Origin of the sequence: Humibacillus sp. DSM 29435 (assembly GCF_001758225.1) — a bacterium.
Taxonomy (GTDB): Bacteria; Actinomycetota; Actinomycetes; order Actinomycetales; family Dermatophilaceae; genus DSM-29435.
This window is the reverse complement of record NZ_MAST01000001.1, coordinates 270204-292518: the sequence shown is the minus strand read 5'-3', so window position 1 is coordinate 292518 and position 22315 is coordinate 270204. Positions and strand designations below refer to the sequence as shown.

At 70.0% G+C, this 22315-nt stretch carries 21 protein-coding genes and 1 tRNA gene; 12 read left to right on the top strand and 10 right to left on the bottom strand.

The genetic code is table 11. The features are described from left to right. Window positions 1-153: 153 nt before the first annotated feature. Together BA895_RS01350 and BA895_RS01345 are read right to left on the bottom strand one after the other, a co-directional pair. Window positions 154-230 (bottom strand) — tRNA-Thr (locus BA895_RS01350). Between the two features lie 165 nt (window positions 231-395). Beyond that, complete coding sequence (locus tag BA895_RS01345) at window positions 396-893, bottom strand: DUF6326 family protein (protein ID WP_070190057.1); 498 nt, start codon at window positions 891-893, stop codon at window positions 396-398. Between the two features lie 161 nt (window positions 894-1054). Between BA895_RS01345 and BA895_RS01340 the strand changes: the two genes are divergently transcribed. Both BA895_RS01340 and BA895_RS01335 read left to right on the top strand, forming a co-directional pair. Then, window positions 1055-2203, top strand: coding sequence for a sensor histidine kinase (locus tag BA895_RS01340; protein WP_070190056.1), 1149 nt, complete (start codon window positions 1055-1057; stop codon window positions 2201-2203). Then, window positions 2200-2847 (top strand): response regulator transcription factor, encoded by a 648-nt coding sequence (locus tag BA895_RS01335; protein WP_070190055.1) that lies wholly within the window; start codon window positions 2200-2202, stop codon window positions 2845-2847. The genes BA895_RS01340 and BA895_RS01335 overlap by 4 nt, the downstream gene beginning before the upstream one ends. A gap of 178 nt (window positions 2848-3025) precedes the next feature. On the opposite strand, the gene BA895_RS01330 is transcribed toward BA895_RS01335, so the two are convergent. From BA895_RS01330 to tmk, 4 genes are all read right to left on the bottom strand, one after another. Then, window positions 3026-4891, bottom strand: coding sequence for an alpha/beta hydrolase (locus tag BA895_RS01330; protein ID WP_070190054.1), 1866 nt, complete (start codon window positions 4889-4891; stop codon window positions 3026-3028). Further along, window positions 4885-6426 (bottom strand): alpha/beta hydrolase, encoded by a 1542-nt coding sequence (locus BA895_RS01325; RefSeq protein WP_070190053.1) that lies wholly within the window; start codon window positions 6424-6426, stop codon window positions 4885-4887. Before BA895_RS01325 ends, BA895_RS01330 begins: the two co-directional genes overlap by 7 nt. 141 nt (window positions 6427-6567) lie before the next feature. Continuing rightward, entirely contained in the window at window positions 6568-7728 is a 1161-nt protein-coding gene (locus BA895_RS01320) for a DNA polymerase III subunit delta' (protein WP_070190052.1), read from the bottom strand. Continuing rightward, window positions 7725-8396 carry a dTMP kinase gene (tmk, locus tag BA895_RS01315; protein WP_070190051.1) on the bottom strand — a complete coding sequence of 224 codons (672 nt, stop codon included), beginning with the start codon at window positions 8394-8396 and terminating at the stop codon, window positions 7725-7727. Before tmk ends, BA895_RS01320 begins: the two co-directional genes overlap by 4 nt. Before the next feature lie 156 nt (window positions 8397-8552). Between tmk and BA895_RS01310 the strand changes: the two genes are divergently transcribed. Beyond that, the gene (locus tag BA895_RS01310) at window positions 8553-8891 is read left to right on the top strand and encodes a hypothetical protein (protein ID WP_139142461.1); all 339 of its coding nucleotides are present in this window, start codon (window positions 8553-8555) and stop codon (window positions 8889-8891) included. Window positions 8892-9091: 200 nt separating this feature from the next. On the opposite strand, the gene BA895_RS01305 is transcribed toward BA895_RS01310, so the two are convergent. From BA895_RS01305 to BA895_RS01295, 3 genes are all read right to left on the bottom strand, one after another. Next, entirely contained in the window at window positions 9092-10126 is a 1035-nt protein-coding gene (locus BA895_RS01305; protein ID WP_070190049.1) for an aspartate-semialdehyde dehydrogenase, read from the bottom strand. A 73-nt stretch (window positions 10127-10199) separates the two neighbouring features. Then, entirely contained in the window at window positions 10200-11168 is a 969-nt protein-coding gene (locus BA895_RS01300) for an NAD(P)/FAD-dependent oxidoreductase (RefSeq protein ID WP_070190048.1), read from the bottom strand. 100 nt (window positions 11169-11268) lie between these two features. After that, window positions 11269-12066: a MerR family transcriptional regulator gene (locus BA895_RS01295; RefSeq protein WP_254666273.1), complete on the bottom strand. Its 798-nt coding sequence runs from the start codon at window positions 12064-12066 to the stop codon at window positions 11269-11271. A gap of 241 nt (window positions 12067-12307) precedes the next feature. Here BA895_RS01295 and ddaH point away from each other — a divergent pair, with 241 nt between their 5' ends. The 8 genes from ddaH (at window position 12308) to BA895_RS01255 (ending at window position 19477) form a co-directional block, all read left to right on the top strand. Next, window positions 12308-13078, top strand: coding sequence for a dimethylargininase (gene ddaH / locus BA895_RS01290; protein ID WP_070190047.1), 771 nt, complete (start codon window positions 12308-12310; stop codon window positions 13076-13078). A gap of 108 nt (window positions 13079-13186) precedes the next feature. Continuing rightward, window positions 13187-14008, top strand: coding sequence for a tryptophan-rich sensory protein (locus tag BA895_RS01285; protein ID WP_070190263.1), 822 nt, complete (start codon window positions 13187-13189; stop codon window positions 14006-14008). A 206-nt stretch (window positions 14009-14214) separates the two neighbouring features. Next, entirely contained in the window at window positions 14215-15477 is a 1263-nt protein-coding gene (locus tag BA895_RS01280; protein WP_070190046.1) for an NAD(P)/FAD-dependent oxidoreductase, read from the top strand. A 175-nt stretch (window positions 15478-15652) separates the two neighbouring features. Further along, on the top strand, window positions 15653-16327 hold the full coding sequence (locus tag BA895_RS01275) for a fasciclin domain-containing protein (protein WP_070190045.1): 675 nt from the start codon (window positions 15653-15655) through the stop codon (window positions 16325-16327). A 64-nt stretch (window positions 16328-16391) separates the two neighbouring features. Then, complete coding sequence (locus tag BA895_RS01270) at window positions 16392-17213, top strand: DUF4397 domain-containing protein (protein WP_070190044.1); 822 nt, start codon at window positions 16392-16394, stop codon at window positions 17211-17213. Between the two features lies 1 nt (window position 17214). Further along, on the top strand, window positions 17215-17961 hold the full coding sequence (locus tag BA895_RS01265; protein WP_083282849.1) for a class F sortase: 747 nt from the start codon (window positions 17215-17217) through the stop codon (window positions 17959-17961). A gap of 36 nt (window positions 17962-17997) precedes the next feature. After that, complete coding sequence (locus tag BA895_RS01260; RefSeq protein WP_070190042.1) at window positions 17998-18570, top strand: RNA polymerase sigma factor; 573 nt, start codon at window positions 17998-18000, stop codon at window positions 18568-18570. After that, entirely contained in the window at window positions 18557-19477 is a 921-nt protein-coding gene (locus tag BA895_RS01255; RefSeq protein ID WP_070190041.1) for an anti-sigma factor domain-containing protein, read from the top strand. The genes BA895_RS01260 and BA895_RS01255 overlap by 14 nt, the downstream gene beginning before the upstream one ends. Window positions 19478-19498: 21 nt before the next feature. Here BA895_RS01255 and BA895_RS01250 read toward each other — a convergent pair whose 3' ends face one another. Next, complete coding sequence (locus BA895_RS01250) at window positions 19499-20077, bottom strand: MarR family winged helix-turn-helix transcriptional regulator (protein WP_254666272.1); 579 nt, start codon at window positions 20075-20077, stop codon at window positions 19499-19501. Window positions 20078-20132: 55 nt separating this feature from the next. Between BA895_RS01250 and BA895_RS01245 the strand changes: the two genes are divergently transcribed. Then, complete coding sequence (locus tag BA895_RS01245) at window positions 20133-22253, top strand: MMPL family transporter (RefSeq protein ID WP_083282848.1); 2121 nt, start codon at window positions 20133-20135, stop codon at window positions 22251-22253. Window positions 22254-22315: the final 62 nt, after the last annotated feature.

The following is a 22315-nucleotide window of genomic DNA, read 5'->3' as shown; positions in this document are numbered from 1 at the left end:
CTCGCCCAGAAGGGCCCCTCCCGCTCAGGCGGACGGGGCCCTTCTCGGATGCCGCTGACGCCCGCCGCCCGCCGCGTCGCTGCGGGTACCGCCACCCAGTCGGGGCAGCAGAAACGCCCCCGCCACGAAGGCGGAGGCGTCGGCGTGCTGTTGTGGAGCCGCTTATCGGAATCGAACCGATGACCTATTCATTACGAGTGAATCGCTCTGGCCGACTGAGCTAAAGCGGCAACGTGTCCAGCCGCTGGCGAGAGCGACTGGCACGGACAGCGAGTATACGCAGAGGCGCAGGCCGGGAGAAATCGACCACGACGCCGTCGAGCTGTCCAGAGCCAACGATCGTGAGACCCGCTCCCGCGCGGAACGCGAGCGGGGAGACACCTTCCGCGCGGCAGTCAGGCCTGCTGCCGCGTGCGGCGTGGCTCGTTGTCGAGGCCGGCGGCGAGGGTCGCCGGCGAGGCGGTGCGGCGCGGCCAGGCCCAGGCGGAGCGCAGGATGAAGGCCAGCAGCAGCACCTCGAGCCCGATGTGAAGGCCGTAGTAGAAGGCCCAGTCCCAGGACGTCCCTGCCGCGTTGAACACCATGACCGGGATATAGATCGATGCCACCACGAGGTTCGTGGCGCGGTTCACCCGGGCGGGCAGCGTGATGGAGAGCATCACCATCAGGGCCGGGATCCCAATGACCACGAGGAATATGGTCATCAACGTCGGAGTGATGTCGAACTCAAAGATGCGGCCACCCCGGATCTGGTCGATGGCGCCGGGCTGGTAGAGGTGGTAGTAGTCGACGTAGATGACGAGGAACATCAAGCTGGTCCATGCGGCAGCCATCTTGGCCTGCACGGGCATGCGCAGATCTTCCAGCGCGGTGTGCGATTGAGGCGTTCTCATCAGGTTGCTCCTTGATCTGGTTGGGTGGGTGCTTCCACCATCACGGCCGGCGGCGGCGGGCACATCAGCCCAGAAGCCTGAACTGACCTGGCCGCGGGCACAGCCGTGCTCTCGTACTTTCGGCCAGTACACCGACCACGCGGCTTGCCTAGGCTGATCAGATGGCCACCGACGCACTCCGCTCGCTGTGGGCCGAACCTCGACCGGCGGACCCCCCGGGCAGGGGGCGTCGAGACTGGGCCCTGGTCGCCGCTCTGATCTGCTGGTCCGTGCTGGAGGCCGTGCTGGGTGAGGATCTGGCGCCGCGCCCGCTGCTGCTGCTCGCCGTGATCGTGGTCGTCACCCCCCTGCTCTGGCGACGCCAGCAACCGCTCGTCGCGGTCGCGGTCGCCTTCGGAACATTGACCGTGGTCGACCTCGTCAGAATCCTCACCGGGTCGCAAGGCGCTCTGCCCTCAAGTGTCTCGGCCACCCTGGTGCTGACCTACGCCCTGTTCCGGTGGGGCTCCGGTCGCGAGGCCGCAAGCGGCCTCGGTGTCATCCTGGTCTGGCTACCCATCACCCTCGTCGCCAACCCGGCCGGCCTGGCGGAGGTGGTTGCCGGCTACGCGTTCTTCCTGTGCGCCGCAGCGCTCGGCACCGCGACCCGGTACGGCGCGAGAGTCCGCATCCGCGACATCGACCAGGCCAGGGCTCGCGAACGTGAACAGCTCGCTCGCGAGCTTCACGACACCGTGGCCCATCACGTGTCGGGTATCGCCATCCAGGCTCAAGCAGGCCGCGCCGTCGCGGCATCCCATCCCGAGCAGGCCATCGAGGCCCTGGCCACCATCGAGGACGCGGCGACCCGCACCCTCACCGAGCTGCGCGCCATCGTCGGCGTGCTCCGCGCCTCGCAGCACGCGGAGTTCGAACCGCAACCCGGCATGGCCGAGGTTGAGCAGCTCGCCACCGATGGCCTGACGCGGCCCTGCGTCGAGGTGACGCTCTCAGGCGAGTTCGACGACCTCAGCCCGGCGGTCGGGGCCGCGATCTACCGCCTGGCCCAGGAGTCCATCACCAATGCTCGACGGCACGCCCGCCACGCGACCCAGGTCACCGTGGCCGTCACAGCAGACGCCGACCGGGTAAGACTGACCGTCGACGACGACGGCTCCTCCGGGGCCGGCGGCCGCGGCCCAGCGGGCTACGGCCTGGTGGGCATGCACGAGCGCGCCACCCTGCTCGGTGGCACCTTCGACGCCGGCCCCACCGTCGAGCGGGGCTGGCGGGTCGAAGCGATCCTGCCCCGAACCGGGATGCCACGATGAGCATCAAGGTTCTCATCGCCGACGACCAGCCCATCGTGCGCACCGGGCTGACGATGCTGCTCGACGCCCAACCCGACATCGACGTGGTCGGCGCGGCCGCCGACGGGCGCGAAGCAGTTCGCCTGGCGCTCCGGCTGCGCCCCGACGTGGGCCTGTTCGACATCCGGATGCCGCTGATGGACGGCATCGAAGCCACCCGTCGACTCGCCGGCCCCGACGTCGTCGACCCCCTGCCCATCGTGGTCATCACCACCTTCGACCTTGATGAGTACGTCCACGGCGCACTCAAGGCCGGCGCCCGCGGGTTCCTGCTCAAAGACGCCGGCCCCGCCCTGCTGACCCAGGCGATCCACGCCGCCGCCGACGGAGACGCACTGATCGCACCCAGCGTGACGGTCCGCCTGCTCGCAGCATTCGCCCACACACAGACCTCACCACCGAAACAGCCGATAGAGCCGCTCACCGCCCGCGAAGAACAGGTCCTCGTACCGGTAGCCCGAGGACGCACCAACAACGAGATCGCCAGCGAGCTGTACATCACCCCGAGCACCGTCAAGGCCCACCTGGCCAGCCTCATGAGAAAGCTTGGCGCCCGAAACCGCGTGGAGGTCGCCATGTGGGCCCACGAGACCGGCCGCATCTGAGACGGCCAAGGCTCCCGCGCCGACTGCTGCAGCGACCCTCGCTGTCTCGCGAAGCCCGGCGACGAGTAGGTGCCGGCATCGTTGCGCTGGACGCTCGGCCGGTTGATGGCGGTCGTTGAGCGGGTGCGCCTCCAGTCCGTCGAAGGGCAGACCCGTATCAGGGCCCGCCGTGTGGCGGTCAGGGAACAGCGGGCGACGGTCCGCAGGCGAGACCGTTCCTGGGCACGACGCCCTGGTTCAGATAGCCGTCGACGGCTGAGTCCACGCACGCGCTGCCGGCGTAGTAGGTGCCGTGTCCGTCATGGTCGGACGTCACCAGAGTGCCGGAGTCGAGATCTGCGGCGAGCTGCTTCGTGCCGCCGATCGGGGTGGCCGGGTCACGCAGGTTGCCGATGACCAGGATCGGGGCCGCCCCCACCGCAAGCGTCTTGCCCTTCGGCGTCCGACCGGCCGCGGGCCAGCTCTTGCAGTTGTCGTAGAGCTCACCGGTCATCCGGGCCCACAGCGGGTGCGCTGCCTTCGCCGTGGCCTCCTCGGCTGCCAGCGCGGGGGTCTGGGGGCTACGTGGCCAGTCTGCGCAACGCACCGGGATCATCGCCTGCAGGTACGACGAGGCGGCGAACTGCCCTGAGGCGTCGCGCCCCACGACCGTCATCGCCTGCGTCAGCAGGGTGTCGCCGCGGCCCGAGAGCGCTTCGCGCAGGCCCTGGTTGAGGGTCGGCCAGCTCTGCTCGGAGTAGAGGCACATGAAGATGCCGAAGCTGGCCCAGCCCTCACCGATCGTCTCGAGCCCCGGCTTCGACGTGCGCAGGCCGTTCTTCTCCACCTCGTCGAGCAGGGTGACGATCTTGCCCCGGGCGGCCGACCGGTCGGTGCCGAGCGCGCAGTCGCTGCGGGCCACGCACCAGTCGGTGAAGGCGTCGATCGAGCTCTCGAAGCCCTGGATGTCGTAGGTCATCTCCTGCGTCTGCGTCTGGTTCGGCGAGATGGCCGAGTCGAGCACGAAGCGGCCGACCTTCTGCGGGAACTGGTCGGCGTAGAGCGCCCCGAGCATGGTGCCGTAGGAGACGCCGAAGTAGTTGAGCTTCTGGTCGCCCACGAGCACCCGGATGACGTCCATGTCTCGGGCGACCTCGGCCGTGCTCATGTGCCGGGCCCGCTCGCCCCCCTTGACGGCACACCGCGCCGTGACGGCATCCGCGTCAGCCAGCAGCTTCGCCTTCTCGGCGGGGGTGTCGGGCGTGGGGTCGTCGGCGAACAGCAGGTCCATGTCGTTGTCGATCAGGCAACCGACCGGGCTCGACTGACCGATGCCCCGAGGGTCGAACCCGATGATGTCGTAGGACGCGCGCACCTGGGGGCTGAAGACGAACGAGGCGTACTGCGCGTACTCGGTTCCCGAGCCGCCCGGCCCGCCGGGGTTGATGAGCAGCGACCCGATCTGCTTCGACGGGTTGGGGGCCGACACCTTGCGCAGCGCCAGCTCGAACCGGTCGCCGTCGGGCTTGGCGTAGTCGACCGGCACCGCGATCGTGGCGCACTGGTGCTTCGTCTTGTCGGAGCACCTCGACCATGAGACCGGCTGCGTGTAGAACGCGCTGAGGGCAGGCGCCCAGTCGGCCGTCGTCGTGCTACTCGTCGAAGGAGTGGGTGACGTCGGGGTCGGCACGGTGCCGGTCGTCGCAGGCGCCGCAAGAGGGGTGACGGATGCGGTGGGGCCGGCAACCGGCGTCGACCCGCCGATGTCTCCGATGCGCCAGACCGCGAACGCGACGACAGCGAGCAGCGCGACAACCACCCCGACCGTCACGACGGGGAACGACCGTCGGGTGCGCAGACCGGCGACGCCGACGGCGACACGGCCTGGTGACGAACCGGCATCCGGTGGCCGTTGGCTCCCCGAGCTCGGCGCGGAGTCGGGCCTGCGCGAGGGCGGTACCGGTGGCGTGTACTGCGGCGGCACGGCCGCATACGGCTGGGTCGGGTGTGGCCCCTGCGGCAGGTCGTGCGGAACGGGCTCTGCCTCGTGGTCGTCGTTCAACATTGAAGTCCGTCCTTGGGGGTGGTGCCCTGCACGTAGTAGGAGTCGATCGCCGAGTCGACGCAGGCGTTGCCCCGCCGGTAGGCAGTGTGACCGTCACCGTCACGTGAGACGAGCACGGCGTTGCTCAGCTGGTCACGCAACCGCTTGCTCCACTCGTAGATGGTGGCCGGGTCGCGGGTGGTGCCGACCACGACGATCGTGTTGCTGCCCTCAGCCGAGATCGTGTGCGGTGGCGTGCCACCCTTGACCGGCCAGACGCCGCACGGCAGGGCGCCCCAGGCCAGGAAAGGGCCCCAGGTCGGCGCGGTCTTGGAGAAGTCCTTGGCGTACTGCTCGTAGGCCGAGAGGTCGGGGCTGTCGGGCCGGTCGAGGCAGTTGACGGCGTAGATGACCTCGAGCAGGTTGCCGGTGTACTTCCCGCCCGGGTCGCGGTCGGCGTACTGGTCGGCGAGCCTCATCAGGCCGACGCCGCTGCCCGCCTTCGCCTCTGTGAGGGCGTCGGTGAGGATGCCCCACGACCCCTCGTCGTAGAGGGCCTGGCCCAGGCCGAGAGAGGCCCACGCCTCGTTCAGCTCGGGCACCGCCGAGTCGCCGGACGGCAACGGCTTGGCGTCGAGGCCCTTGAGGAAGGTGCGGATCCACTGCATGCCCTCGTCGACGGAACCACCGAGGATGCAGTCGCCACCGTCGACACAGCTCTGCACGTACGACCGGGTGGCCAGCTCGAAACCCTGGGCCTGACCGAGGCCCAGCTCGGCGCTCGTCAGGTCAGGGGGCACCACCCCGTCGAGCACGAACCGACCGACCCGCTGTGGAAAGAGGCCCGCGTAGGTCGAGCCGAGGAAGGTGCCGTACGACTTGCCCAGGTAGTTCAGCTGCGGGTCGCCGAGCGCGGCCCGCAGCACGTCCATGTCCTTCGCAGCGTCCTCGGTCGACAGGTGGGGCAGCAGCTTGGCGTTCTTCTGCTCGCAGCCGGCCGCCATGTCCTTGGCCTCGACGAGCAGCTGCTGCTCCTCGGCCCGGTTGTCGGGAGTGGGGTCGGTGCCGAGAAAGGCGTCGAGCTGGCGGTCGGAGAGGCAGTCGACCGGAGCCGACCTCCCCACCCCGCGCGGGTCGAACCCGACCACGTCGTAGTAGCGACGCACCGAGTCGCCGACGATCGCATCGGCGTTCGCGGCATAGTCGACCCCCGACCCGCCCGGGCCACCGGGGTTGACCACGAGGGAGCCGAGCCGTTTGCCCTGGTCGCGTGCCTTGACCCGGAGCACTTTGAGGTCGATCTGACCGTCAGCCGGCTTCGCGTAGTCGATGGGCACGCGCAGGTCGGCGCACTCGAACGTCGCGCAGGCCTGCCACGTCAGCTGTTGGTCGTAGAACGTGCTGAGCGCCGCGTCAGGCGCGGCCGTCGCAGGCGGCGCGACGACGGTGGGGGCCACCGGGTCGGGGCCCGAGGTGGTGCAGGCGCCCGCCGACGACAGCACCGTCGCCACCGCGACCGCGACGACGACGGCGCGGGTGCGCGACCGGAGACTCATGCCCGAAACCGTAACCCGCGACGTCGTTCGGCGCCGACTCGGCGGGTGGCTGCGACATCGAGACGTCAAGACATCGAGACATGGAGACATGGAGACATGGAGACGTCGACCTGGCTCCCGAGCCTCACCCGACGGGGAGGGTCAGGCGCCGAGGTCTCGGGGCACCCGTAGCTGCAGGGCCATGGCCTCGAGCGCGAGCAGCGGGGGCACGTTGGCGTTGATGCGGTCGCGCGCCTCGTTGATGGCGTCCATCGCCGCGAGCAGACCCTCAGGGGAGAAGACGCCGGCCAGCGCCCGCACCTTGTCGATCGCGTCAGGGTTGACCAGCGCCACACCGGAGCCCAGCGACGTGACGAGGGCGTCGCGGTAGATCGAGGTGAGGTCGACGAGCGAGCGGTCGATCATGTCGCGGGCGAACCGGGTGGCCCGGGTCTTCTGCTCCTTCTCGAGCGCGCTGACCTGCGACCGGATGTGGGGTGGCTGAGTGCGCGCGGTCGGGTCGGCACCGAGCAGCTCGAGCAGCCGAGCCCGCTCAGCGGCATCGCGCTCGGCACCACTCGCGCTCGACTCCTCGTCGGCGATCTGGGCGAGATCGGCCGCGGCGCCGATGGCATCCCCTACCCCGACGATCTTCGTCGCCATCGAGATGACGTCGTGCCGGCGGATGCGGGCGCCCTCGTCACGGGCGAGCCGACGCGCCAGCCCGACGTGCGACTGGGCGGCGCGGGCGGCGTAGAGCGCCATGGCCGGGTCGGCTCCGTCACGACGCTGCAACAGCTCGGCGACCGCCGCGATCGCGGGGGTGCGCAACCGCACGTGGCGCGATCGCGACCGGATGGTGATGATGACGTCTTCGAGGCTCGGGGCGCACAGCATCCACACCGTTCGCGGCGTCGGCTCCTCGAGCGCCTTGAGGAGGGCGTTGGCGGGCGCGTCGCTGTAGGCGGTGAGCCGGTCGGCGTCCTCGATGATGATGACGCGCCAGCGACCGACCGACGGTCGCAGGGCTGCCTCCTGCACGAGCTCGCGCATCTCGGCGACCTTGATCGACAGGCCCTGGGTCGAGACGACCTTGACGTCGGCGTGGGAGCCGTCGAGGGCGGTGCGACATTCGATGCACGTGCCGCACCCACCGTCGGGGCACTGGAGGGCGGCCGCGAACGCGCGGGCTGCCGTCGACCGTCCAGACCCCGGGGGGCCGGTGAACAGCCAGGCGTGGGTCATCGCCGTCTCGTCGGCGACAGCCCGCGAGAGGGTGGCGATGGTCGGCTCCTGGCCGACGAGGTCGTTCCAGACCGTCATCGCGCCACCGCCAGCGCCCGTTCGACACGCGCCCGCACGATCGCGTGGATCTGGTCGGTCGGTCGGCCGGCGTCGATCACGAGGTAGCGGTCAGGCTCGCGGGCGGCGAGGTCGACAAAGCCCTGACGCACCGCTTCGTGAAAGGCGTCGGCCTCAGCCTCGAGGCGATCGGGCTGCTCGCCGCGCCGGGCGCGGCCCAGCTGCGGGGTGACGTCGAGCACGACCGTCAGGTCAGGCAGCACGCCTGAGACCGCCCAGCGTTGCAGCACGCGGATCTCGTCGGCTCCGAGGTCGCGGCCGGCGCCCTGGTACGCGATGGAGCTGTCGGTGTAACGGTCGGTGATCACGATCTGACCGGCGGCGAGCGCGGGGCGGATCAGCTCGTCGACGTGGTGGGCCTTGTCGGCGGCGAAGAGCAGCGCCTCGGCTCTGGGGCTGACGTGGTTGCCGTGCAGCACCAGCTGGCGGATGGCGGTGCCGAGCTCGGTGCCGCCGGGCTGCCGGGTGACGAGCACGTCACGGCCATCGGACTCGAGCGCCTGGGTGAGCAGCCGCACCTGGGTGGACTTGCCGGCGCCGTCGCCGCCCTCGAAGCACACGAAGAACCCGGGCGCCGTGCTGACGCGCCCCACGGCATCCGCCGGGGGGGAGACGACTGACTCACTCACGGGGCGAGCCTATGTGACCCCACCGTCAGGGTCCGCCCCGCAAATCGGTTGACCCGGACGCGGGGTCGGCCCCTACCGTCGAACCTGGCCGAACGACCCGTTCGGTCACACGCCAGCGGCGCGATCGCCGTGGAGAACGAGGCCGAGGAGGCGACGATGACGTACAGCGACACGACCAGGGAGATCCGACGTGACGACGGCGAGCTGGTGGGCCTCCTGCGTTGCGAGGCCGAGCAGTGGCGACCGCTGACCGTCTTCGGGGCCAGTCTGGCCGAGCCGACGGATGCCGCTCACGCCGAGGGCGTGGTGCGCGAACGCGGCCTGTCGAGCCTCGCCGACCGGTGGCTGGCCACGATCGACGGCGAGAGCGTTGACGTCTGGCTGCTGGAGGTGCGCCCCGACCGGGTACGGCTGCGTCGCCACGACCCGATGGCGACCCAGAGCGGTCACGGCGAGTGGCACGAGGTCGCCCACCTCAACCTGCGCCTCCCCTGACCGCACTTCCTGCGCGACGCGCCGCGCGACGCGCGCAACCCGGTCGGGATGTCGACACCTTTGGCGCGACGCGCTGCGCGACGCGCGCAACCGGTCGGGATTTCGACACCTTTGGCGCGACGCGCTGCGCGACGCGCGCAATGTGGTCGGATGCCGCTCACCTCGGTTCGGGGGCGGCATCCGGTCACACTCGGTGACGGTCAGCGACGGCGAAGCAGCTCTTCGGCGATCTGCACCGCGTTGAGCGCCGCGCCCTTGCGCAGGTTGTCACCGACGACGAACAGCACGAGGCCCCGGCCGGCCGGCGCGGCCTGGTCGACACGCACCCGCCCGACGAACACCTCGTCGCGGCCCGCAGCGTCGAGCGGGTTGGGCACGTCGGTGACGACGACGCCAGGGGCGTTCTTGAGCAGGTCGAGCGCCTCCTCCACCGAGATCTCGCCCTCGAACTCCGCATGGATCGCCAGGCTGTGGCCCGAGAACACCGGCACCCGAACACAGGTACCTGAAACGCGCAGGTCAGGGGCATGCAGGATGCGCCGCGACTCGTGGCGCAGCTTCTGCTCCTCATCGGTCTCGAGCGACCCGTCGTCAACGATGGAGCCGGCGATCGGCACGACGTTGAACCCGACCGGGACCACGTAGAGGTTGGGTGCCGGCACCGCCACCGACCGGCCGTCGATGGCGAGGTCGCGAGGGTCACCCGCCGCATAGGTGCCGCGCAGCTGGGTGTCGAGCTCCTGCACACCGGCGCCGCCCGACCCCGACACGGCCTGGTAGCTCGCGACGTGCAGCCGTCGCAAGCCGGCGTGCGCGTGCAGCGGCCCGAGCACCGGCATCGCCGCCATCGTCGTGCAGTTCGGGTTGGCGACGATGCCCTTGGGGATGTCGTCGAGGTCGCCGGGGTTGACCTCCGAGACGACGAGGGGCACGTCGGGGTCCTTGCGCCAGGCACTCGAGTTGTCGATGACGGTCGCGCCGGCGGCGGCGACCTTCGGGGCCAGCTCACGTGACGCGGCCCCGCCGTTGCTGAACAGGGCGATGTCGAGACCGCTGAAGTCAGCCGTCGCAGAGTCTTCGACCGTGATGTGCCCGCCCCGGAACGGCAACGTGGTGCCGGCCGATCGCGCCGAGGCGAAGAACCGCACCGACTCCATCGGAAAGTCGCGTTCGTCGAGCAGCGTGCGCATGACGCCGCCGACCTGGCCCGTTGCTCCGAAGACACCTACTCGCATGCCCCAAGGCTACGGCCGCCTCGGGGCTCAGCCCGCCTCCGTTCAGCCCTCGGTCAGTGCGGTGCTGAGTCGTCTACCCGAGACGGGCGGCAAGCGCTGCCCCCAGCTCGGCGCCCGACAGCCAGGCCGCCTCGACCCGGGGCTTGCTCGCCCAGGAGTCACCACACAGGCCGATACCGTCGTCGCCGAGGTGGTGCGTACGCTCGCGGGTGCCCACCGGATGGGCCAGCGACCACCGGTGCACGCGAGACCAGAGTGGTGGACCTTCGATACCGAGCAGCTCGGTGAGCGCACCGAGCATCGCCGGTTCGGCCGCGGCCGGCTCGTCGAGGTGCTGCGCCGCGAGCCCTTCGGTCGCGTGGGCGACGAGCACCGGGGCACCGTCTCCGCGGCGGGCACCGTCGTCGGCGACCCACGTCAGGTGTGGGTCGCCATTGACGAAGGCTCCGTCGAAGCCTGCGCTCCACGAGCGCAGTTCCCAGCCCGCGAGCAACGCCATGGTCGGGGCGTAGTCGTCGACGAGCTGAGCCCGCGAGGCGAACGACGCGTCGAGCAGGCGCCTTGCCTGGGGGTCGGGCATGGCCAGCACCACTGCTGCTGCAGGCCGCCCATCGACTGAGAGGATGCCGGTGCGCTCGTCGCGGGTCACCGCTTCGACCGCGACACGATCGGTCACGAGCCCCTCGGCGAGGTCTTCGACGAGGCACCGCAGACCCCCGGGCGACGCCCAACGCATCGATCCCTGCTTGGGCTCACCCCGCTGCCCCGGTGCTGAACCGTCGAACACGTCGAAGGTGTCGGTCCACTCGCGAGCCAGACCGCGGGCCTGCCAGTCGCGCACCACCGCGGCGAACCGGTCGTCGCTCACGGTGAAGTACGACGCGCCGGTGTCGACGGGGTGACCGTCGACGGTGCGCACAGCCATCCGCCCGCCGAGGCGTCGCCCGCGGTCGAGCACGGTGACCTCGACACCGGCATCCGTCAGAGCGCGCGCACACGCGACGCCCGAGATGCCTCCGCCGACGACGATCACAGGGTCCATGCCCTCATCCTGCCTTGTCGGGTCGAGGTATCAGCGCGCGGTGGAGCGCTCCGGACTACCTCGACCCGACGTGCAGCAGGGCAGCAGGGCAGCAACGCGGCTACGGCCCCGCGTGACGGTCTGCGTTCGCGTGGATGGCGTCGCGCACGTACTGGGCGAGCCCCGCCTCGAGGTCGTCATAGGTCTTCGCGAACCGCGGGTCGGCCACGTACATGTCTCCCAGCTTGCGGTGGAAGTCGTGGTCGAGGTCGTAGAAGTGGTCGTGGATCTGCTGCCGGGCCCGCTCCGCAGCCGCCATCGCTGCCTCGCCCGTCGCCGGCTCCCCCGACCGTAGAGCGGCCACGAACTGCGCGTTCACGGCATCCTGCTGGGCCTTGATCTGCTCCCAGTCGGCCTTGGTGTAGCGGTTGGTGCGCGCCTGCGACTGCTTCCACGCCTCGGTGTCACCCCAGCGCTGCTTCGCCTCGTGCTGGTACTCGTCCTTGAACCCGTCGCCGAACAGCTCCCTCATCTGCTCGCGCGTGGCCGGCTTCTCACTCATCTCTCTCTCCAGTGCTCGGTCGATGGCCGTCACGAGCTCGTTCAGCTCGCCCAGCCGGGTCATGACCGCAGTACGTTGACGACGCAGGTGGGCCGCCGCGTCAGCACCGTCACCCAGCAGCGCCGCGATCTCGTCGAGCGGCATCTCGAGCCGCCGATAGACCACGACCTGCTGCAGCCGGGTGAGGTCGCCCTCGGTGTAGAGCCGGTAGCCCGCCGCCGAGCGCTCGCTCGGGCAGAGCAGCCCGATCTCGTCGTAGTGGTGAAGCGTTCGCACCGTCACGCCGAGCAGCTCGGCCACCTGGCCCACCGTGAAGGTGGTCATCGCGTGTGCCCTTCGTCGCATCGTGCTGGTCATGGGTCGAGCGTGGCGCCTCACGCCACGTGAGGGTCAAGCCGGCATTCTGCGTTCGCCTCCACGGTAGGGCGTGCCACCCGCGTCGGAGGACGACCTCGACCGGGTCGGATGCCGCTGAGCGGGCCCGCAGCGCCGCGCGGACCACGCGCAGGTGAGGTCGAGAGCGAGCGTCGAGAGCGAGCGACGAGAACGAGCGACATTGGCACCGAGTCGAGTTGGCGTTCCCCACTAGGCTGTCGAGATGCATCGTCGCCTCGCGCTCGTTCGCCGACCCTCACCGCTTCTGGCGGACGGCCTCGTCACCCACCTCGAGCGCGCCCCCTCGGTCGACATCGCGCTGGCCCGGCGGCAGTGGGACGAGTACGTGGCGGTGCTCGAGCGGCGCGACTGGCGGGTGGTCGAGGCCCCGCCGGCCGACGACTCCCCCGACGGCGTGTTCATCGAGGACCAGGTGGTCGTCCACGGTGATGTCGCTGTGCTGTGCCGTTCGGGTGCGCCGCAGCGGCGAGCCGAGCGCCACGGCCTCAGCGAGCTGCTCCAGGGGCTGGGCTACCGCGTGGTGCCGATGATCGGGCCGGCCACCCTCGACGGGGGTGACGTGCTCAAACACGGGAGCCACGTGTGGGTGGGGCAGGGCGGCCGGTCGAACGCGGCCGGCGTGGCCCAGCTCGCCGCCGCCTTCGAGGGCCACCGCGTCACCGTCGAACCCGTGACCGTGAGCAAGGTGCTGCACCTCAAGTCGGCCGTGACGGCCCTCCCCCTCGGTGGCATCATCGGTTACGAGCCGCTCGTCGACGACCCCGGCCAGTGGGGCGAGTTCGTCTCTGTACCAGAGGAGCCCGGTGCACACGTGGTGCTCCTCGGTGGCATGTCGGTGCTGATGTCAGCCGCAGCACCCCGCACCGCCCAGCTGCTTCGCGGGCTCGGTCATGACGTCACCATGGTCGACATCTCCGAGTTCGAGAAGCTCGAAGGCTGCGTGACCTGCCTGTCGGTGCGACTGCGCAGCTGACCGGGCCGCGCTGCGACATCTGGGACATCTGGTAGATTCACTAGTTCAGTTAGTCACCTAGTGAGCGACCGACCCTGACCTGGTCGGCGCCGGATGAAGGAGCCCGACATGGCCACCCTGACCCGCACCGACCAGGTTCGCCGCATCGTCGTCGTGCTGGCCGAGATCTTCTGCGTCATCGGCACCCTCGTCGGCGTCGGAGTGCTGGGCACCGACGTCTCGCAGACCTCCGGCGGCGCCTTGTCGGCCGACGCCACGTTGATCGCCCCCGCCACCACCGCCTTCTCGATCTGGACCCCCATCTACATCGGACTGCTGGCCTACACCGTGTGGCAGTTCCTCCCGAAGAACGCCACGACCGAGCGGGTGCGATCGACGGGATGGCTCGCAGCGGTGTCGATGGTGCTCAACGCAACCTGGCTGCTGGTCACCCAACAGGGCTGGATCTGGGTCAGCGTCGTCGTCATCCTCGCGCTGGCGTTGACGCTCGGCTTGCTGGTTCAGCGCCTCTGTCGTGAGCGGGCCGCCGGCACGTTCGAGAAGATCGTCGTCGACGGAACGTTCGGGCTCTACCTCGGCTGGGTCGCCGTGGCCGCGTGCGCCAACGTGACCGCCGCGTTCGTCGACGGTGACGTCGACCTCGGCAGCGCCGGCAACCAGGTCGCCGCAGTCGTGGTCGTGCTCGTCGCCGCTGCGCTCGGCGTGGTGTTCGCTGCCCGGTTCGGCGGTCGGTGGGCCGTGGCTGCCGCGATGGCGTGGGGCTTGTCCTGGATCGCCGTCGGGCGGCTGACCGACGAGCCGAAGTCGACAGCCACGGCGGTCGCCGCCGTGGCCGCCGCCGTGATCGTACTGGCCGCAGCCGGTCGCCTGCGCCGAGACGGCGCGTTGGTCGATACCGCTTCGCCCACCCGGGGGCGCGTGAGCGCCTGACCTCTCGCACCGCCACCCGGGTCGGAAAGCCGTAGACCCCGCCGATGCCCTCACCTGGCTCCCCCTCAAGTCGAGTGGCCACTTTCGTTCACGGGAAGGCGAGGAGACAGCCGCTCGACCGTACGAAAGTGGCCACTCGACCGTACGAAAGTGGCCACTCGACGGGGTGGGACGCGCCGGCGGTCGACGCGGGCTAGCCTCGGGGCGTGAACGCTGACGTGATCGTGGTGGGAGCAGGGATCGCCGGGTTGCGTTGCGCCACCAGACTCCTGGAGCTGGGTCGCGATGTCATCGTGCTCGAACGGGACGACGCTGTCGGCGGTCGGGTTCGCACCGACGTCGTCGACGGGTTTCGGTGCGACCGCGGCTTCCAGGTGCTGAACCCGGCCTACCCGGCGATGCAACGCTGGGTCGACCTCGACGCGCTCGACCTGGCGTCGTTTCGCGCCGGGGTGCTGGTGCGACAGCGCGACGGGCTGGCCGTCGTGGCCGACCCCGTTCGTGAGCCTCGCCTGCTGGGCGCCACGTTGCGCTCGGGATACGTCCGACCGCTCGAGCTCGCGGCCCTGGCCCGGTGGGCGGCTCGGGTGATAGCTGCTCCCCGCGCCGTGAAGGCCCAGCCCGACCGTGCCCTGGCCGAGTCGTTCGACGCGGCCGGAGTCACAGGACGACTGCGCACCGAGGTGCTCGACCCGTTCCTTGCCGGGGTGCTCGTCGACAGCCACGGCCGCACCTCTGCGAACTTCACGAAGCTGCTGGTGCGCAGCTTCGTGCTCGGTCGCCCGGGAGTGCCCCGTCTCGGGATGGGCGCTCTGCCCGAACTGCTCGCTGCACCGCTGCGCGGTCGAGTGCGCCTGCACGCCGAGGTCGAGGCGGTCTTCCCCTCCGGAGACGGTGTGGAGGTCCGCGTAGCCGGCACGCGCCTGAGGGCCGGCGCCGTGGTGGTGGCCACTGATCCGGTCGAGGCGGCCGTCCTGAGCGGCCTCCCTCAACCGGCTGTCGGCGGCCTGGTGACGTGGTGGTTCGAGGCCCCGGAAGCACCCCACCCGCTCGCCCTGATCGCGGTCGACGGGCGACGAGGCCACCCGAGCGGTGCCGTGCGCTCTCCCGGTCCTGTCTGGAACACCGCGCTCATGACCGCCGCCGCGCCGAGCTACGCCCCACCCGGTCGACACCTCGTCGCGGCCACGACGCTGCTCGACCGTGCCGACGGTGAGGCTGGCGAGGCGCAGGTGCGAAAGCACGTCGGCGAGATCTACGGCGTCGACACCGCCGGTTGGCGCGTCGTCACGCGGCACCGCATAGACGCGGCCTTGCCGGTGCAGCAGCCGGGCACGCCGCTGCGTCGCCCGGTGGTCGTGCGAGACGGCGTCTTCGTCTGCGGAGACCACCGCGACACCCCATCGCTGCAGGGCGCGCTGGTCTCCGGCAACCGGGCAGCAGACGCCGTACACGCGCACCTCGGTTAGCAGGCGGTGCTCGCCCCCGCGCGCCCTTTCACGAGGTGCGAGCGCTGAAGATCGCTGCCGGCCAAAAGAACTTCAAGAAACTTCGCGCCAGGCGCATCCTCCGGCGGGGGTCAGGAGGAAGAGGGGGCAAGGACGGTCACGGACGACCATCCTCTGAGAGAGGACACAAGAGCCCATGAAGAAGCGTCATCTCGTACCGATCGTCGCCCTCATCGCCGGCGGCATGGCGGCCCCGGCCGCGGTCGCCGCACCGACGTCAGCCGCCAAGGCGAGCACCACCACAACCACCAAGGCGCTCGGCGACCGCAGTCTGGCCACCGTGCTCCTGGCAAACGGGGGCGGCTCCTTCGACCGCAACTGGTACGACTACGACATCCTCACTCAGGCCGTGCTGGCCGTGCTGAAGGCCAAGCCCGACAGCCCCGTGGGCCTGCTGACCCAGGGTGACGTCGCCCTGACCGCCTTCCTCCCGAGCGACCGGGCCTTCCAGGTTCTGACGCGCGACCTGACCCACAAGTGGTACGGCAGCGAGAAGCAGGTCTTCAACGCTCTCGTCAAGGCCGTGGGTGTCGACGCGATCGAGCAGGTGCTGCTCTACCACGTGATCCCCGGTGCCACGATCACCTCGAAGGACGCCCTCAAGGCCAACGGGGCCACGCTCAACACGGCCCTCCCCGGCGCGACGATCAAGGTCAAGGTTCTCTCGAAGTACTTCAAGCTCATCCAGCTCAAGGACAACGACCCCAACGACATCAACCCGATCATCAACCCGCGCGCGTTCGACATCAACAAGGGCAACAAGCAGATCGCCCACGGCGTGATCTTCGTGCTGCGCCCGGCCGACCTCTGACCCATCCCCTGCACGGTCCCAGCATCAGACGCCTGGGACACCAACCCTCCGAAAGGTATGCACCATGAAAACCCTGCGCATCGCGGCCGTCACGGTCCTCGCGTTCTCACCCCTCGCACTCGCCACGACGGCCAACGCCGCCAGCGGCGACGCCACCGTGTCGGTTCTGCACGGCGTTCCCGGAGCCACCGTTGACGTGTACGCCAACGGCAAGGCCCTGCTGACCAACTTCAAGCCCGGCACGCTCACCGACCCGGTGATGCTGCCCGCCGGCGACTACGACCTCAAGGTCGTCGCGGCCGGCGCCGGGGCCGACGGCAAGGCCGTCACCGAGGCCAAGGGCGTCGCGGTTCCCGCCGGTGCCAACATCACCGTGGTCGCCCACCTGACCGCCGACGGCAAGCCGGTGCTGACGCCCTACGTCAACGACACCTCGATGGTCCCCGCCGGTCAGGCGCGCCTCACCGTGCGCCACGACGCTGCGGCCCCGGCCGTCGACGTGCGTGCGAACGGCAAGCCGGCCCTCAAGGGCCTGACCAACCCCAACGAGGCCAAGGCCCTCGTTGCCGCGGGAACCATCAAGGCCGACGTGACGCTCGCGGGCACCAGCACCGTGGTCATCGGCCCGGCCAACCTGGACCTCAAGGAAGGCACCAACACGATCGTCTACGCCTGGGGCAGCGCTGCTGACAAGAACCTCAAGCTCGCCGTCCAGACGATCAGCGGCATGAACTCCGCCCCCGGTGGAGTGAACGCCGGTAGTGGTGGACAGGCCGCCGCTCAGGCTGCTGCCAGTGACACGGGTCGCTACGTCGCCATCGCCGGCGTCGCTGCCCTCGCCGGTGGTGTCGTGCTCTTCGGCCGTCGCAAGGCGACGAACCGCTGACATGACGCACACCAGCTCGCGTAGGAGGGTGGCGGCCGCAGTGGCCGCCGCCCTGCTCGCGGGCGCCGGTACGGCGTGGTTCACCCGCCCGGCCGCCTCAGCCAACCCCGCAGACGGCTTCGCGAGCCAGGCTTCGACGACGGTGACCACGCTTCCCCCTGACGACCCGGCGTTGCCGACCCCGCCTGTCGGGTCGTCAGGGGCACCGAACCGCAGCACGGCCTCATCCTCGGGCCGCCCGGCGAAGGCAGGGGTGCCGCTTCTCGGCCGTTCCCTGCCCCCAGTGTCGGAGCCGAGCAAGCTGCCCGCCCCCACCTCCTTCTCCATCGCCAGACTCGGCATCACGATGAAGGTCCGAGCCGAGGGAGTGGCGGGCGACGGTCAGATGGCTCTCGCCCCCCCCCCCGCCGACATCGGCTGGTACCGCTACGGCCCGCGCCCCGGTGACCCCGCCGGCGCAACAGTGCTGGCGGGGCATCTCGACGAGCCCGACTACGGCATCGGGCCCCTGGTACAGCTGACCAACCTCCGTCAGGGGGACGTCATCACCGTCGCGTCCGGCAAGAAGGCGTACCGCTACTCGGTGAAGTCCGTCACCTCGATCAAGAAGACCGCGCTCGACCTGAGCTCCCTCTTCACCCGCGAAGGACCACCGCAGCTGCACGTCGTCACCTGTGGTGGAAATTTTGACCAGGAGACCCGCCACTATGACGCCAATGTGGTCGTCATCGCGAACCCCATCGGTTGAGAGGGGCTGCTCGAGATTCACGGTTATGGTGGGCACGTGCACGTGCACGACGACCCCAACACCGACCTCGACGGCGCCCGGCTGGCGGGCGAGCTCGTTGCGGGTTCGAGTGATGCCCTCGCTGAGATGTACCGGCGCTGGTCGACCCTCGTGCACACGATCGCCTACCGCTCCCTCGGAGACCGTCACGACGCGGAGGATGTCACCCAACAGGTCTTCGTATCGGCGTGGAACGGCCGACACACCCTCCGACCTGATGCGGGTTCGCCCGCCGCATGGCTGGTCGGCATCACCAAGCACCGAGTGGCTGACGTGAAGATGCAGCGCTACCGCAGCCACCGCAACCTGCATGCCGTTGCGGCGCAGTCCGCCACCGAACCCTCAGAACAGCACGACGACTGGGCCGAGAAGCTGCTGCTGGTGAGCGAGCTCGAGCGCATGGGCGATCCGCGAGCGGCTGTGCTCCGAATGGCTTTCATGGAAGACAAGCCGCAGGACGAGATCGCGCGAACGCTCGACCTGCCCATCGGTACCGTCAAGAGCCACGTTCGCCGTGGGCTCATCGAGCTGCGTCGCAGACTGGAGGAGGTAGAGCATGTCGCACCCTGACGACGAGATTCTCGTCGACCTGGCCATCAACGGTACGGATGCCGCTGACGCCCCCTCTTCCGTGCACCACCACCTCTCGTCGTGTGCGGTCTGCACTGCCACCGTCGTCGACCTGCGACGCACCCTCTCCGTCGCCAGAACCTCGCCTACGGACACCGTCTGGGTGACGCCACCGGCCGGCGTGTGGGAGCGCATCAGTGCGCAGATCGAGGGACCCAACGCCGCGGCCTCGGTCTCGGGCGTGCGGCCGACCGCGGCCGACCTGCCTCCTCGCTCAACACCCGCAGATGACGGAGGGTCCGTCTCCCCGTCGCGCAGGGGGTCACACGGGTCCCAGCGGTCACAGCCCGACCACGCCGACTCAGGAGCCAGCCCCATCGAGCGTGCCCGTGCCCGTCGGGAGCGGGGGGAACGCGGGGAACGCGGGGCCGAGCATCGTCCGCGGCTCGTCGGCTGGGCGGCGGGGATCGCTGCTGCCGGCCTTGTCGTCGGCTTGCTCACCGGTCGCGCTCTCTGGAACGAGCCTGCCGCTCCCCCTGTCGCCACCGCGACCACGACCTCCGCCACCACGGTCAGCCAGGTCGCTCTCAACACCCTTGACGCCAGCGACCCCCAGCGGCTGGGCGAGGCCGCCGTGGTTCGTACGGCCCGAGGCTACGAGCTGAAGATCGACACCACCAAGCCTGTCGACGCCGGCACCGGCTACCTCGAGGTGTGGCTGATCAACCGCGACCTCAAGCGGATGGTGTCGGTCGGGATGCTGCGTGGCAACGGCATCGCCTCGTTCCCGATCAGCCAGAACCTCATCGACCAGGGCTATGTGGTGGTCGACATCTCGCGTCAGCAGTTCATCGAGGACACCACGCACTCGGGTGACAGCGTCATGCGCGGCCGCCTGCCCGCCTAGCTCGCGCAGACGGCGTGCGGCTCAGCTGATCAGCGCCCGCATCGCCTGGGTGGCACCGCGCAGGTAACCCTCGATGACGACGCGTTCGTCGTCGGTCAGGCTGTTGTCAAGGTCGGCAAGCGCCTCGAACATCGGACGCATCCGCTTGGTCACCTCGGCCCGCCCCGAGTCGGTGATGACGACCTCGGTGCGCCGGCCGTCGCCCGCGTGCGGTCGTCGTTCGGCGTGACCGTGGCCGCACAACCGGTCGACGATCCCCGACGAGGCGGCCGACGTGACTCCGAGCTGCTTGGCGAGCTCGACCGGGCCCATCGGCCCGCGCATCAGGTGGCGGAGCGAGTGCAGCTCGGAGTTGCTGAGGCCGGCCTGGCGAGCGAGAGCCGCAGGCACGGTCTCGGAGACGGTCACCAGCTGCTGCAGGGCGACGAGCGAGCCCGTCATCCGAAACTCGGGCACGCCGGAGGCCGCGCCGCCGGTCGTCTCCGCACGATCGCGCTGCTGCGAACCCGACTGGGCGGGCTGCGACGTCTCCGTCCGGCCGGGCCCCACGTCATCGGGTCGAGGCAACCTGGAGTGTCGAGAACTGGTAATGTCACTCACCTACTTAGCAATCTATTGAGTAACCGTTCTAGTCATCATCCTAGCGGAGGACACCGTGCGCGCTGTCGCAGACCGAATCACCCGAACCTGGTGGGCCGTGACCATCGTCATCGTTGCCCTCGCCGGAGCCCTGGTTGTGGTGGGGGTCGTGGGCGAAGCCACCCGAACCCCCACCTCGGTCGACTCGTTGCCCATCGGCTCTGACAGCGCCGCGGCCCTTCAGCTGCGCGACCAGCTCCCGAAGGCACAGGGTTCCACTGCGGTAGTGCTCTTCACCAAGGACTCGGGAAAGCTCTCACCGAGCGATGTGAGCTCGCTGCAGAAGCAGTTCGCCACCCTGCCCGGGGCCGGGCAGATGCCCCTGCAGAAGAGTGACGACGGCACCGCTGCCGTCGGCGTCGTGCCCGTCGACTCCAAGGATGCCGTCGACGCGGGCACGCTCGTCGGCAAGCTGCGAACGGCGGCGAAAGCCGAGCTGCCTCCAGGGGTCTCAGCCGCTGTGACAGGGCCGGCGGCGATCCAGGCCGACCTGGGCGCGGTGTTCAAGGGCGCCAATGTGCGTCTGCTCATCTCCACGGCATCCATCGTCGCCATCCTGCTCGTCATCACCTATCGCAGTCCGACATTGTGGATCGTGCCGCTCGTCGTGGTGGGTGTGGCCGACCGGCTCGCCTCCGTGGCCGCGACCCACACCCTGAGCGCGTTCGGCGTGACGTGGGACGAGTCGACGATCGGCATCCTCTCCGTGCTCGTCTTCGGCGCGGGAACCGACTACGCCCTGCTGCTCATCTCGCGCTACCGCGACGAGCTGCGCCACCACGAGAGCCGCCGCGAGGCGATGGCGCTCGCCCTGCACCGCACAGCGGAGGCGGTGCTCTCGAGTGCGGTCACCGTGGTGCTGGGGCTGCTCACTCTGTTGCTCTCGGTGTTCCCCGCCACTCGCGGTCTCGGGCTCGCCTGCGCCGTGGGCGTCGTCGTGGCCGCCGTCTTCGTGCTGATCGTGCTGCCCGCCGCGCTCGTGCTGTTCGGCCGGTGGATCTTCTGGCCCAAGGTGCCGCACGTCGGCACCGACTCGCTCGCCGACGGCCACTCGCTGTGGCGCAGGGTCGGCGACCGCGTCGCGGCCCACCCCAAGCGGTTCATCGCCGTGACCCTCGTCGTGCTCGCGGCGATGGCCGGCGGGGTCGGCTTCATCTCGGTCGGGCTGTCGCAGTCCGACCAGTTCATCTCCAAGCCCGAGGCCATCACGGCCGCCGACCGCCTCGCCCAGTCGTTCCCGGCCGGCAGTGCCGACCCCGCCATCATCGTGACCACCGCCGCGCCGGATGCCGTCAAGGCCGCCGCCGAGTCGACCCCCGGAATCGTGTCGGCACGCGTCACCAACCAGGGAGATGGCGGCGCTCAGCAGCGGCTGACGGGGGTGTCTGAGATCAGTGCTGTCATCAAGGCAGCCCCCGGGTCTGACGCGGCATCCGAGACCGTGCGGGAACTGCGGGCCAAGCTCGTCGCGCTGCCCGAGAGCCACGTGGCCGGCACCGACGCGCAGGCGCTCGACCAGAAGGAGGCGAGTGCGCGCGACCGGGCTGTGGTGCTCCCCCTCCTCAGCGTGCTGGTGCTCCTGGCCCTCGGTATCCTGCTGCGCTCGGTCGTGGCCCCGATCGTGCTGGTGGCCACCGTGCTGGCGACCTATCTGGCCAGCCTCGGCGTCTCGTGGTGGATCTTCACCCAGCTCTTGGGCTTCTCGGGGCTCGACAACAACTCGCCGCTGTTCGCGTTCGTGTTCCTCGTGGCTCTCGGCGTCGACTACAACATCTTCCTCATCACCCGGGCCAGCGAGGAGTCACGAAAGCACGGGGTGCACGAGGGGATGCTGCGCGCCCTGGCCGCCACGGGTGGGGTCATCACCAGCGCGGGCGTGCTGCTCGCCGCCGTCTTCGCCGTGCTCGGCGTGCTCCCGCTCGTGGCGTTGGCCCAGATCGGCGTCATCATCTGCATCGGCGTCCTGCTCGACACCCTGCTGGTGCGCACCATCCTCGTGCCGGCCATCGCGCTCACCCTGGGCGAGAAGTTCTGGTGGCCTCGGGTCGTCACATCCGGTCGTCACGAACCGCACGCCCCTGGCCAGCCTCTCGACTCGCAGCCGGCTGAGGCCGTCTCGGCAACCGGACCCCGGTAGCGGGTCGCAGCAGCATCGTCACCCGGGATCGGCGTCCTCGGGTGATCACATCCGGTCGGGAG